This window comes from Aeromonas sp. FDAARGOS 1410 (assembly GCF_019048745.1).
In the GTDB taxonomy this organism is placed as follows: domain Bacteria; phylum Pseudomonadota; class Gammaproteobacteria; order Enterobacterales; family Aeromonadaceae; genus Aeromonas; species Aeromonas jandaei.
Window position 1 is genome coordinate 1501304 of the sequence record NZ_CP077401.1, and the last position, 12867, is coordinate 1514170.

The 12867-nt window shown below is 60.5% G+C and carries 12 protein-coding genes and 1 tRNA gene; 2 read left to right on the top strand and 11 right to left on the bottom strand.

All coding sequences use genetic code 11. The annotated features are described in order from the left end of the window. Positions 1-127: 127 nt before the first annotated feature. Both I6L40_RS07250 and I6L40_RS07255 read right to left on the bottom strand, forming a co-directional pair. A complete protein-coding gene (locus tag I6L40_RS07250; protein ID WP_216995193.1) occupies positions 128-622 on the bottom strand; it encodes a methylated-DNA--[protein]-cysteine S-methyltransferase in 495 nt (164 codons plus the stop codon). Continuing rightward, positions 619-2163: a DNA-3-methyladenine glycosylase 2 family protein gene (locus tag I6L40_RS07255; protein ID WP_216995194.1), complete on the bottom strand. Its 1545-nt coding sequence runs from the start codon at positions 2161-2163 to the stop codon at positions 619-621. Before I6L40_RS07255 ends, I6L40_RS07250 begins: the two co-directional genes overlap by 4 nt. 207 nt (positions 2164-2370) lie before the next feature. On the opposite strand from I6L40_RS07255, the gene I6L40_RS07260 reads away from it, so the two are divergent. Beyond that, positions 2371-2772, top strand: a complete 402-nt coding sequence (locus I6L40_RS07260; protein ID WP_041208004.1) for a VOC family protein — start codon at positions 2371-2373, stop codon at positions 2770-2772. Between the two features lie 70 nt (positions 2773-2842). On the opposite strand, the gene I6L40_RS07265 is transcribed toward I6L40_RS07260, so the two are convergent. The 4 genes from I6L40_RS07265 to I6L40_RS07280 all read right to left on the bottom strand — a co-directional run bounded on the left by I6L40_RS07265 (position 2843) and on the right by I6L40_RS07280 (position 6263). After that, positions 2843-4321 carry a carboxypeptidase M32 gene (locus I6L40_RS07265; RefSeq protein ID WP_216995195.1) on the bottom strand — a complete coding sequence of 493 codons (1479 nt, stop codon included), beginning with the start codon at positions 4319-4321 and terminating at the stop codon, positions 2843-2845. A 39-nt stretch (positions 4322-4360) separates the two neighbouring features. Then, positions 4361-4942 (bottom strand): DNA endonuclease SmrA, encoded by a 582-nt coding sequence (gene smrA, locus I6L40_RS07270; protein WP_216995196.1) that lies wholly within the window; start codon positions 4940-4942, stop codon positions 4361-4363. Positions 4943-5088: 146 nt separating this feature from the next. Then, positions 5089-5238, bottom strand: coding sequence for a DUF3149 domain-containing protein (locus I6L40_RS07275; protein WP_216995197.1), 150 nt, complete (start codon positions 5236-5238; stop codon positions 5089-5091). A gap of 134 nt (positions 5239-5372) precedes the next feature. Beyond that, positions 5373-6263, bottom strand: a complete 891-nt coding sequence (locus I6L40_RS07280) for a TraB/GumN family protein (protein WP_216995198.1) — start codon at positions 6261-6263, stop codon at positions 5373-5375. Positions 6264-6349: 86 nt separating this feature from the next. Between I6L40_RS07280 and I6L40_RS07285 the strand changes: the two genes are divergently transcribed. Continuing rightward, positions 6350-6682 (top strand): DUF1904 family protein, encoded by a 333-nt coding sequence (locus I6L40_RS07285; RefSeq protein ID WP_216995199.1) that lies wholly within the window; start codon positions 6350-6352, stop codon positions 6680-6682. Between the two features lie 34 nt (positions 6683-6716). On the opposite strand, the gene I6L40_RS07290 is transcribed toward I6L40_RS07285, so the two are convergent. From I6L40_RS07290 to I6L40_RS07310, 5 genes are all read right to left on the bottom strand, one after another. Continuing rightward, on the bottom strand, positions 6717-7544 hold the full coding sequence (locus tag I6L40_RS07290) for an SDR family oxidoreductase (RefSeq protein WP_216995200.1): 828 nt from the start codon (positions 7542-7544) through the stop codon (positions 6717-6719). Between the two features lie 123 nt (positions 7545-7667). Then, positions 7668-9116, bottom strand: coding sequence for an OprD family outer membrane porin (locus I6L40_RS07295; protein ID WP_139394149.1), 1449 nt, complete (start codon positions 9114-9116; stop codon positions 7668-7670). A 500-nt stretch (positions 9117-9616) separates the two neighbouring features. Next, positions 9617-11554, bottom strand: coding sequence for a methyl-accepting chemotaxis protein (locus I6L40_RS07300; protein ID WP_216995201.1), 1938 nt, complete (start codon positions 11552-11554; stop codon positions 9617-9619). A 117-nt stretch (positions 11555-11671) separates the two neighbouring features. Further along, complete coding sequence (locus I6L40_RS07305) at positions 11672-12556, bottom strand: DMT family transporter (RefSeq protein WP_216995202.1); 885 nt, start codon at positions 12554-12556, stop codon at positions 11672-11674. 187 nt (positions 12557-12743) lie between these two features. Further along, a tRNA-Arg gene (locus I6L40_RS07310) sits at positions 12744-12820 on the bottom strand. Positions 12821-12867 lie beyond the last annotated feature (47 nt).

Here is a 12867-nt window from a genome sequence, read left to right on the forward strand (position 1 = left end):
GCGGTGCATCGCCATGAGTGATGCATCGCTGTCATGGCAGAACCCTTATGCCCCCGCTTCGGGGGCATATTTTTTCTCGACCCGATTGGGTGGAGGTGGTTGATATTCCTCTTCGGCCTGCGCACCGCTATTGCGCGGTGGCTAGCTCCCCCTCCTGCTTCTCCAGCGCCAGCAGCACCTTTTTAATCTCCAATCCCCCCGCATAGCCGGTCAGGCTGCCGTTTTGGCCGATCACCCGATGGCAGGGAACGATGATCGAGAGCGGATTGCGGCCGTTCGCCGTGCCCACTGCCCGCACCGCATCGGGTTTGCCGATAGCACGGGCAATATCACTGTAGCTGCGGGTTTCGCCATAGGGGATGTCGCACAGCGCTTGCCACACGGCTTGCTGAAAGGCGGTGCCACGAGCCGCAAGGGGCAGGGAGAAACGCTGCAAGCAACCGGCAAAATAGGCGTCAAACTCGGCGAGGAAGGGGGCCAGCGCTGCGGGGTCTTGCAGCCAGCCGCTCATATCGGGCAGCGCCCGCAGGCCCGCGACAAAGTCCACGTGCACCAAGCCATACTCGTTGATGGCAACCAGCAGATCGCCGCAGCGGGTCGGCAGAATATCGTAGCGGATCATGATGTTATCTCCTGTTGTTGGTTACCGGACTGCGCTGCATTGCTACCGGTATCGGTAAGCAAGGCAGGCGCTTCGCTCATGGCGTGCCACAGCCAGCTTGCCGCATAGCTGCGCCACGGCTGCCATGTGGCGCTTTGCTCCAATACATCTTTCACCGGTAGTTTGCTGCCGCCTCCGAGCGCTTTTTGCAGTACCAGATCGGAGGCGGGGAAGGCATCGGTATCGAGCCCGCAGCGCAGCCGCCAGTAAGCGACCGTCCAGGGACCTATGCCCGGCAGCGCCAGCAACTGCTCATCACTGGCTGTAGTGAGGGTCAGCTCGCCGCTGGCCAGTGCCTGCGCCACGCCCCGCAGGGTGCGAATGCGGCTGCCGGGCATGCCGATGCCGTCGAGATCGAGTTTGCACAACTGGGCGGGGGGCGGTAGTTGCGCCACTCCGAATTGGGCCTCGGTGCGCGCCACCAGTCGCCCGAGTATGGTGATGGCTCCCTTGACCGAGACCTGCTGGCCGACGATGGCGCGCAGCATCACCTCGTATTCGTCCCAGCCCCCCGGCAGCCGCACGCCGGGCCAGCGTGTCTGCAAACGGGCCAGTAGCGGATCCTGACCGAGCAGATTACCGATCCGCTGCATGTCGGCATCGAGATCCCACATCCGGCGCACCCGATAGAGCAGATCGGGCAGCGCCGCGAGCGGCAGATCATGAACGGTGAGTTGCAGGCTGTGCCCCTTGCCCTGCGCGATGCGCACCAGCGCGACCTGATCACCGACCCGGTAGCGCCGCTCATACACCTCACCATCTACCCGCTCCAGCCCGGGGATCGCCCGCAGCCGATAGAACGCCAGCATGGCCGCCACGTTATACGGAGGGCGGTAGGGCAGTTGCAGCGTCAACGTTGCCCCACGCTGGCCTGAAACACTGTGGTCGGCCATATCGTCACAACCTTCCTGCTGGCGAAGGGTGCGCGGGGCCAGCCCATAGGCGTTGAGCCAGGCGTCATTGAAGCGACGGATGCTGGCAAAACCGGCGGCAAACGCGATATCAGTGATGGGGAGCCGGGTCTCGGTCAGTAGCCGTTTCGCGAGCAGCAGGCGGCGCGTCTGCGCCACCTGCTTTGGCGAGGCGCCAAGGTATGCCTCGAACTGGCGGCGTAGCGTGCGCTCACTGATACCGCTCTCGGCCGCCAGTTCGGCGAGTGTGCTGTCTGCCAGCTCGCCGCGATCGATACGCGTCAGCAGCCGTGTCAGCTCAACCGGCAGATCGCCACGGGCGGCGGGGGCCAGCTCAGGGCGGCAGCGCAGGCAGGGTCGCAGCCCATACTGCTCGGCAGCTGCGGCGCTTTGGAAGTAGCGCACATTGTGCTCGTGCGGCGGACGTGCCGGGCAGACTGGCCGGCAGTAGATGCCGGTCGAGAGCACGCCGGTAAAGAAGCGGCCATCGAAGCGAGCGTCGCGGGCGAGCCGTGCGGCGTGGCACTGCTCGCGACTGAGGGCGTTGATCTGGTGATCCTGTGGCTGGTCACGCTCGTGCTGCGGCGTCATGGCATGGCTCTCTTGCTGTTGAGTGCCGGGTATTTGCTGATGCGGCACAAAAGGGATGAGTGAGAGACTAAGCAGGATCGCGAGGGATGACTAGCCAGAAACGGACAGGGATAGCAATTAAGTTTGCGCGGAATGTGCGCTGAAACAGGTGAAGGTCATGCGCAACTGTGCGAAGGTGGATGAGCCTTTATCACCGAGGATTGCACTATGCCAGGTCCCGCCCGTGCCGGCGCCCTGATCTACGCCAGGGAGCCGGGCTTGCTGAGCCACTTTTACCGAACCTTGCTGCAGATGGAGATCCGCAGTCAGAGCGAGCAGCTGATCGTGCTGGAGAACGGCGACATCCAGCTGCTTGTGCATGCCATCCCCGAGCCCTATATCGGACAGGTCGTTGTCACGACGCCGCCGGCGCTGCGTGAGCAGGGGGCCATCAAGCTCTTCTTTACCGTGCCAAGCCTTGCGTGGGCAGAGGCGAAAGCGGCGGATCTTGGTGGCGGCCTGTTGCCGCAGCAGTGGTCCGGGCCCGGTTTCGTGGTGCGCAATGCGTTTGACCCGGAGGGCAATATCTTGCAACTGCGCGAGTTTTTGAACGCGCAGGATCCACTATGACACGGATCGTTTGCCAATAAAAAAACGGGGCCTGTAATGGCCCCGTCATGTTTTACCCGTATTGCACGGATCACTTCAGATAGCGCTGTTCCAGATGCTGGCGCAGCCAGTACGGGTTCAGCGCCTCGCCGGTGGCACGGCTGATCAGCTCATCCGTGCTGTAGCGGCTACCCTGCGACCAGATGTGGCGACCGAGCCAGGCGAAGATCTCCGGCAGGCGGCCTGCCGCGATCACCTCACTCATGCTACCGAGCTCTTTCTCCAGCGCAAAGCGCAGCTGCGCGGCATACATGGCGCCCAGCGTGTAGCTCGGGAAGTAACCGAACGAACCGTCAGTCCAGTGGATATCCTGCATGCAGCCATTGCGGTAGTTGCCCCTGGTGGAGAGTCCCAGCCACTGCTGCATCTTCGCATCCCACAGTTCGGGGATGTCTGCTACTTCGATCTGCCCTTCTATCAGGTCGCGCTCCAGTTCGTAGCGCAGGATGACGTGGGCAGGATAGGTCACCTCATCCGCATCGACCCGGATAAAACCGGGCTCGACCCGGCTGTAGAGTCTGGCGAGATTGGTCGGGCTCAGCGCCGGCTGATCGCCGAAATGGGCGCGAATATGGGGCGCCAGCAACGAGAGGAAGGCGGGATCGTGGCCGAGCTGCATCTCGCAAAACAGGCTCTGGCTCTCATGAATCGCCATGGAGCGCGCCTCGGCAACCGGCTGCCCCGACAGCTGGCGTGGCAAGCCCTGCTCGTAACGGGCATGGCCGGTTTCATGGACTATGCCCATCAGGCTGGAGATAAACTCCTGCTCGTTGTATCTGGTGGTGATGCGCACATCGGTCGGTACACCGCCGCAGAAGGGGTGACTGCTCACATCAAGCCGGCCATGGGCGAAGTCAAAACCGAGCAGCCCCATTACCTCCTGACCGAGTGCCTGCTGGGCCGCGATGGGGAAGGGGCCTTGCGGCAGCAGTACGGACTCTTCCTTCTGCCGCTCGCTGACCTGCTGGATAAGGGGCGGCAGCCAGTTGGCGAGATCGCCGAAGATCTGATCCAGCCGTTCGCTGGTCATGCCCAGCTCATAGAGTGCCAGCATGGCGTCGTAGGGGCGCACGCCGAGCTTGTCTGCTCGCAAACGTGCCACCTCTCGGGAGAGCTTCACCACCTCTTCGAGATTGGGGGCAAAACCGGCCCAGTCGTTGTTTTTGCGCTGGCTGCGCCAGGCGTGCTCGCACTTGCTGCCGGCAAGCGACAGCGCCTCGACCAGCTCGCCGGGCAGCAGGCTGGCGTCCTGCCACTGGCGCTTGATTTCGCGCAGGTTGGCGTGCTGCACCTCATCCAGCTGCTCGCTCTCTGCCTTGGCAATCCAGTCGCCAAGTTCGGGGGCGGTGCGCTTGTGGTGGATGATGAGGCCGAGCTCGGCCAACGCTTCGGCACGCGCCTCATTGCCCCCTTCCGGCATCATGGCAGCGCGATCCCAGCCACAGATGGCGGAGAGGTGGTTGAGGCGGTGCAGCTGTTGCTGGTGCTGTTCAAGTTTCTGGTATGACATGGTGTTGTCCTTGTGATCGTCCCTGACGGGCACCCGGGATCAGCCGAGGCGCTTCTGGTGGCGTTCGCGGTTTTCCGCTTTCTTGCGCTCGCTCTTGCGCAGCAGCACATAGAGGGCGCCGCTGCCGCCGTGGCGGCGCTCGGCGCTGTGGATGGCCATCACCGCCGGCAACTGTGGCAACCAGGCGCTGACATAGCTTTTCAGCAGGGCGCGCGGCGTGCTGCGCTCCCCCTTGCCGTGCAGGATCAGCAGACAGCGGATATCGCGCTGCTCGCAATCGGCGATGAACTGCACCAGCGTCTGACGTGCTTCATTGAGCGTCTTCTGGTGCAAGTCCAGGCTTGCCTGCAGCTCGTACTTGCCGAGCCGCAGCTTCTTGTAGACCCCTTCTTGTACGCCATCGCGCTTGAAGCCGGTGATCTCGTGCGGGTCGAGCATCTCGATCGCCTCCATGGTGAGGTGATCGAGCGCCAGCTGCTCGGCAGTGGCAGCCTGACGGCGGGCCAGCTGGGCTTCTGTCGGGGCGGATTTCCCCCCCTGGGGATGGATATTGTCGCTGCGAATGGGCCTGACATCGGCCACTTCATTCAGAAAAAGCGAGAGTTCGTCGCTATGTGACACGGCAGGCTCCCCATATGAAACAAAGTGGGGGCCATTATAGCGGTGCCAGCCGATCCGCAAAACGATCGTCCGGTTCAATAGCGCAGGGAGGGATGAACTGGGAGCCGGAGACGAAACAGGCGGCCAGTTGCTGCCGCCTGTGGGGGTTACTTCTCTGATTTGGGTGGTTGCGAGTGCATCACCTTGTAGATGAAGTAGGCAGCGTAAGAGCTGATCAGGATGAAGGTGCCGATAATCACCATCATCGACATCAAGCCCACGCTGTTGCCAAACATCAGATCCAGCCAAAAGTCCATTTCATTGCTCCTGTCACCCGGTGGATGACAGGCATCATAAATACCCCTTTATCTGCAGGGAGATGATCCCGATCAACTCCCAATGAGATTGTTTTATGACCAGTCGCAAACTGTGATGAATCTCACTCGAATCCTTATTTGGTGCTTTGCAGCACGGTGGGCTTGGTCAGCAGAGTGACGCGCCACCCCTGCTGCTCCAGCAGCACCAGCAGTCCCTGCTCGCCATAAAGATGCAGCGCGCCGACCACAATAAAGCTCTCGTTGGGCAGGGTCTGCCACTTGGCCAGCCAGTTGTGGTTGCGTTCGGCCAGCAGGGTTTGCTCCATCCAGCTCTGCAGAGCGGGCGGTGCCATCTCCTCCTTGAGCAGATTGATAAGCGTTGCCTCGTCCCCTTGCTGCCACGCTTTCATCACGGCGGCGAAGCCGGTGTCGAGCATCGGCAGCTCGTCGAGGGTGCTGGAGAGCATCAGGGTCTGATTGTCACCCACGCTGGCAAGATAGCCGAGCTGCTCCAACAGGGTCTCGAAGCCCACCACGGGTTTGCCCTCTTTGGCGGCCAGTGCGGCAAAGTGTTGATCGATCCCGAGCTCGCTCTTGAAGTCGGAGCGCGCCATGGCGGCCTGAGTCAGGGTGATGGCAACAAACCAGGGGCGCAGCGGGGCGAGCGCAGCTTCATTGAGGCCAAGACGCGCGCCAGCCATCAGGGTGCGCTGGTAGAGTTCGGCAGGCAGATGCTCCTTGAGCGCCTTGCCATCTACCAGGCGGGTGAGAGAGCCCATCTCTTGCCACTGTTCCTGCGTGATGCTGTTCATGTCGACCTCCATCACCAGCGCACGGCTCTGCAGCCAGGCCCGTTCGACCGGCTCCGGTAGCGGATAGAGGGAGGGCTTGCCCGCATGAATGGAGCCCAGCAGCCAGTGTTGCTGGTTGCCCTTGCTGATCTTGTAGAAGGCGGGATCGGCAAAGGCGCTGAGCGGCAGCAGCAGGCAGAGTAGAAAGGCAAACAGGGAGCGCTGGAATTTCATGGTGATCCTTATCCGGGCTGGTGACTTCATTTCATCGCAGGAGACTCTATGATAAGTGCTCATTTCTGATAGCCAAGAGGTTTGCCATGCCCCATCTTCGTTTTCGCGCCGTTTCACTCGATACTCTCAAGGAGATCAGCGGGCCGCTGCTTGCGGATCTCTGTGCCCTGACCGGTGGCAAACCGGAGTTTGTCACCATGGAGCGGGTCGAGAGCCACCGGGTTCGTGATGGTGAGCTGGAGTCCGGTTTTCCGTTTGTCGAGCTGCACTGGTTTGCCAGGCCGCAGGAGATGCAGGATGCGGCGGCTGACCTTATCACCCGCCATCTGAAGGCGGCGCTGGGGGAACAGACCTATGTGGTGGTGCAGGTTTTCCCCATCGATAAAAGCGCCTACTACAGCAATGGCGAGCACTATTGAACGAGGCGACGCCGGTCGTCGCCAGCGCAAGGGATCAGGCTGACTTTGCCAATAGCTTGTCGAGCCAGCGAGTGGGCAGGATCCGTCTTAGCAGGGCAAAAATTCTGGTCGGGGTGGTGACCGGATAGCGCGCCTTAGGGCGAGCGCTGGTCAGTGCATGGATCAGCGGCGGCAGACAGGCTTCGCTAGGCAGGGTTAAGCCACGGGCGCCGCCTTCGCGCTCCAGCCTGTTGAGGGTCTGTTGGTAGGCCGCCTGATGGCGGCTCCTGGTCGGGTCGATATAGCGCAGAAAGGCGGCGCGAGCGTTGGCGCGAAAGCGGGTATCGATGGGGCCGGGTTCAATCAGGCTGATATGGACGCCGCTGCCGGCCAGCTCGAGACGCAGGGTATCCGAGTAACCTTCCAGCGCAAACTTGCTGGCGTTGTAGGCGCCGCGATACTTCATGGCGACCAGCCCCAGCACCGAGCTGTTTTGCACGATCCGCCCCTCTCTGGCTTCCAGCATGGCGGGCAGCACCTGACGAATGAGGTGATGCCAGCCAAACAGGTTGGTGTTGAACTGCTCTCTCAGTGCCTCTGTGGGAAGATCTTCCAGCGCCCCCGGCTGGCCATAAGCGCCGTTGTTGAACAGGCCATAGAGGCGACCACCAGCAAGATGGAGTGCCGCACTGGCCCCCAGTTCGATGGAGGCGGGCTCCGCCAGATCCAGCTGTACTGCCAGCAACCCCTGCTGTTGCAAGCGCTCCACATCCTCGGCCTTGCGCGCCGAGGCGATCACGTTAAAGCCGTGCTGACCCAACGCCTGGGCGGCAGCCAGACCAATCCCGCTGGAACATCCGGTGACAAGAACAAATCGGGGCATAGGGAGATCCTTGTGAGAGGGGAGACGGATGGAAAGTGGGAGTCTGTCAGCATGTTAACCTGCTGATCGGGGAAAAGAAAACCGGGCCAATTGGCCCGGTTTGCTGACATCGTATTGCCTGAATTACATGAAGGTAAGCGGCATGATGATGTGGAACTTGACGTCATGCTCGGAGGCGAAGATGTTGGGGTAGTAAGTCCAACCGCCGCCCTGGCTGATGTCGTTGTTGTAGTCGGTATAGTGCAGCTTGAACAGGGTGCCTTTCAGCTTGCCATCCTGCACTGTGTAGCTGACATCGAAGTTGGCAGCCCATTCGGTATCTTCACCGTTGGCGGCTTTCTTGCCAAAGCCATCTTCAATATCCCAACCGTAGGCACCGGATACACCGATAGACCAGCCTGGTGCACCCACCAGATCATCCAGCGAGCGAGTTACGCCGAAGTAAACTGCTTTCTCGTTGTTGGCGTTCCAGTCAGAGCGGGAATCCCACCAAATTTCATTGGCACCCTGGGAGTTGGCGTAGCCGCGGGTCAGACGGGGCAGGTAGTTGCCTTCTGCACCTTCAGCCTTGGTCCACAGACCTTCCAGACGGAAGCCGTACTGGGCATAGTTCCAAGCTGCGGTCAGCGCTTGCTGCCATGCCAGTCCATCGTAAGTCTGGATCTGGGAACCGCCCTTGGTATAGGTGTCGGTTTCGGAGCCATAGAACTGGTAGCTGGTGGAGAGGCCGCCGATTACGTCAAACTTGTGAGCCAGTTTGAAGTGGTAGCTGTCCATGTACCCTTCGGATTGACCGAAAGAGCCGGTAACGGCAGTGCCATTCTCAAAGGTGTAGCGAGCAGCAATACCGTGGATGTAGTCGATGACGTTCTCGTCAGCAAACGGGTCCATCCAGGCCTTGGCGCGGGAGAATACCTGAGTCTCTTTGTACCAGGGGGCCTTGTACTCGTCGGCGATGGCGTAGGTCAGGTAGAGACCACCAAAGTTGCCTTCAACCTGGCCACCACGATAGGTACCCGGCTGATAGGACCAGTTCACACCGATGACGCCCGGTACGTAAAGCTGGGTATAACCGCCCTTGGCAGTAATGCCGCCATCCAGGAATTTCAGCTTAAGCGCTGCGTTGGAGAGGCTGAAACCACCCTCAGGGGAACCATCTTTGTAGTTGTTGCCCCAAGTGTTGCCTGCAAAGGAGAATTCGTTCTCCTGGTTGACCGGGTGATTCTCGGTCACAGCCAGGTCATAGGCGCCAAAGCCACCCAGATCCAGACCAACGGTGTCCCACGCATAACCGGAGTTGAAGTTCAGAGCAGCTTGGGTAGTGGCGTGGCTCAGGTTGGACTGGTATTTGCCTTCCTTGACCTTGGCGGTCGGGTCACCATCGATACGCTGACGGTCACGCTGGAAGTAGAAGAGGCCGCCGGTCAGTTTGGCGTCATTGACGAAGGCTTCGTAGGATTTGCCGTAGGTTGGGCTCATCATGTCCTGAGCTGCCAATGCCATACCGGGTGCTACCAGAGCGGCTACCACAGCGGCACTCAACGCGGCGCGCTTGAAGATCACTTTTTCCATTTTGTATTGCTCCTGATTTTATGGACTTAGCTTTTTTTGTTCCGGCAGTCGGCATCTGGCCCACCGCTCGGTATTGGCATTGCAATCAAAACCCCGCAGGGCAAAAAATCGTTCAGTTTGATCTCTGCAACCCCGATGTCTTGGCACATCTGTGGCAGTGCAGTTCTGTTCATCACTCTTTGTTTTTTATGTTCCGATTCTTGGCTATCGGACAATCACAAGAGTACGTTCGCGGTGCGAAATATCAATGAAAAGTTCCCGCCAAGTTTCAAAAGTATGACAGAGTGCAAATATTCATTGCGTGAAGGCGAAGGGCTCTCATTCCACGTCATGCGGCCATGAGAGCGTTTTCAATGGGTTGCAGAAGGAGGTGGGGGGCGAGCAGGGTGACGGTCTTTCTGTAGCCAATATTAACCTGTAGGCAACAGATAATTTTGCGCAACAAAAAAACTCTCCCGCTGACAGGCGAGAGAGGGAACGGGGCTGTTAGCGCGCAATATTCAATTTGGCTGGCCCAGGATCAGCGGGATCTGGCGGGCTTGATGGTGAATGTGGGAGGAGACCTGCACCGAGAGCTGGTTGACCTGACTGGCATGCTGATGGATGCGGGCGATCAGGTCGGCAAAGCTGGCCAGTTTGTGCTCCTGACTTTTGGCATTGTCGGCACCCTGCAGGGCGATCACCGCGGTATTGCGGGCGATCTCCCGTACCGCCCGGGTTGTTTCCCGCAGTCGCTCGGCCTGCTCGCGCTGGCTGTTTGCTTCGCTGGTGATGCGGTCTAGCACTGTTCCAAGCTGGTCGCCTGACTGGGTCAGTCGCCCGAGGATCTCGGTGATCTGGTTGAGCGAGCGCTGGGTGTTGGCAGAGAGATGGCGCACCTCGTCTGCAACCACGGCAAAACCGCGCCCCTGCTCGCCGGCACGGGCGGCTTCGATGGCGGCATTGAGGGCCAGCAGGTTTGTCTGCTGGGCGATGTGGCCAATCACGTCGACGATGGCGGTCACATCGCTGACCGAGCGTTTTAGAGCCTGCAGTGCTTCACCGCTCTCGTCGATGGCAAGCCCGGTCTGGGTGGTCGCATGCAGCATGCTGCCAACCAGCCCTTCACTCTGGCTCATGGCCTGTTCGTTGTGGCTGGCATGGCGGGCTATCTCCGCAGCGACCTGATGCACCTCGCCAGCCAGCTGATTGAGTTCTCCCATCATCTGGCCGCTTTCATCGACGACCTGCTCGGTGGTGCGGGTGCTCTGGTGGATCTCCTCCACCTGGCTCACCATCCCCTGCAGGCTGGTGGAGACCGCCGAGAGTTGCCCCGCTTTCTGCTGCTGATCCTGTTGCAGGCGGCCAATCAGACGGTTGTAGCTGGTAACTATGTCCCCCAGCTCGTTGCGCTCACCAGCAGCAGGCAAGGGCTCCGCCTGTCCGGTGTTATCCAGCTGCAAAAAGGCGTGACGCAAGCGCAACAAGGGGGCAAGCAGCCAGCGGCGCTGCACCAGCGCGAAAAGGAGGGCCACCGCCACCAGGATCAGCGCCAGCGTGCCGAGTATGGTGGCCAGTCTCTGGTTCACGGCTTGCCGTTCGCTGGCAATCGTGTCGCCCATCTCGCGGGTGAGCTGCACCATCCGGGTAATATCCTGCTGCACGGCATAGCGGGCAGCCTGCTGTTGCTGCAGCGCCATGCGGCTGTTGGCGAGCTCCTGTGGATAGCGCTTGATGAGTGATTGCACCTCGCTGCGCGGTTGATCACCTATCTCCTTGCGCTCAGGCTCTCCCAGAGTGAATTCGTCCGCCGCTGGCTGTTCATAGATGTCAAGCAGTGGCAGAGCTTGCAGCTGGTTCGCCTGCTTCGCCATCCCTTCCAGCTCGAGAGTGAGTCCTTCCAGCAGTTTGCTGCTTCCCTGCTCCATGTAGCTTTGACGCTGGTGGCCGAGCTGCGACAGGCTGGCGAGAATCTCCGAGGCGGCCAAGCGGTATTGCCGGGCTGCATCGGCCTGTTCACCGCCTTCACCCTGTTCTCCGTAGCGCAGCAGAGCCAGCGCCTGACTGGCGATCTCGTTCTCGGCATTTTGCAACAGCAACTGGCTGTTGCCGGAGAGCTTGCCCGCCGCCTGATAGTCGTGCTCGATGCGCTTGCCCATCTCCTCCAGCTGATGCTGCAGAGGAGCGGCTATCTCTTGTGGCTGATTTTCCAGCGCAATCAGAACCCGTGTGCGGATCTTCTCTGCGGCGGCCAGTTGTTGGGGATCACCTGCAGCGAGGTAGTCACGCAAGCTGTTTTGCAACGCGACCGTAACCTGTTGCTGCAACGCCTCATGCTGTCGCTGAGTCTGCTCGGTTTGCGCCAGCTGTTGCCACCCCCGGTAGAGCGCCAGCGCCTCACCTCCCGCGACCAGCAGTAGAACGAGGGAGGAGAGGGTGACGTAGTGGGCAATTTTCACGATGTGGTTCCTGTCAGCGGTAGGCCATCCATGGGGCATGGCCTGAGCCTAACGGGGAGAGATGGCGTTTTTATGACACCATCTTTACTGCATCGATTTTTGCCAGTGTGGCAGGGGTTAGCTTGCGGCAGCGATGGCTGGAGGGGCTTTTTTGCTCCGCATGCCGAGCAGGGCACCCCCCATGATCAGGGCTCCGGCCAGCAGATGGCGAGAGGTCAGCTCCTCTCCGTTCAATATCACCAGCAGCAAGGTACTCAGCAGCGGGGTCAGGTAGGCAAGGGCACCGATCCGGCGTGGATCGCCGTCTCGCAGCGCCAGATACCAGGTAACAAAGGCTGCTCCCATGGGGCCAAGGGCCAGCCCGATGATGAGGCTCCAGTCGCTGGTGGGGATCTGTGCCAGTGGCAGAGGCCCCTCCAGCAGACGGGCGAGCAAAAGCGCCAGCACGCCGGCGGGCAGACAGGCTGCTGCAGTGACCACGGCAGGCGCCGGTGGCAGACGGCGCGACAGTACCGAGTAGGCGCCCCAGATGATGGCGGCACCCAGCGCCAGCAGATAGCCGGGCAAATATGCTTGCTGCAGTTGCAGCTCGCCATCGAGCATCACCAGCATGGAGCCTGCCAGCCCGCAGATCCCCGCCAGAATGTGGCGAAGGTGGAGGGGATGATTTGGCAGCAACAGCGGGGTGAAGAGGATGATGCAGAGCGGCCAGAGGTAGTTGATGAGGTTGGCCTCAAGTACCGGGGCATGGCGAAAGCTCATAAAAAGCAGGAGATGATAAAAGAGCAGGGCTGTGATGGTAATCAGCCAGGTGAGCGGGCTGGCCCGCCACTGGCGCCAGAACGGTAATGCCCCGGCCCCGCAGAAAAACAGCACCAGTCCCACCAGAACGAGTGGCGAAACACTGGTAATGCGCGACGTCAGTGCGGCCAGCGAGGCCCACAGCACAATGGTCAGCAAGGCAAAACCGGTGGATCTATCCCACCAGGAACAACCGGACATCCAACACTCCTTTGTAAGATGAAGTTGCTGGCTTGGGCGCAGGTCCCAGCCAAAGAGAGTCAGTCTATCAGAGAGAGAGCGAGCCCGGGATGCTGAGGGTGATAACAGATGAGAGGAGGAGGGATTGACCACCGTCAAAAACGACCAAGGGGTTGGCACCATGATGATGCCAACCCCTTGTTTTATATGGCGCTCCCGACTGGAGTCGAACCAGTGGCCTGTCCCTTAGGAGGGGACCGCTCTATCCTACTGAGCTACGGGAGCCTTGTGGCGGGCATTATACAAGAAGCAACTCCCTTTTAAACCCTTGA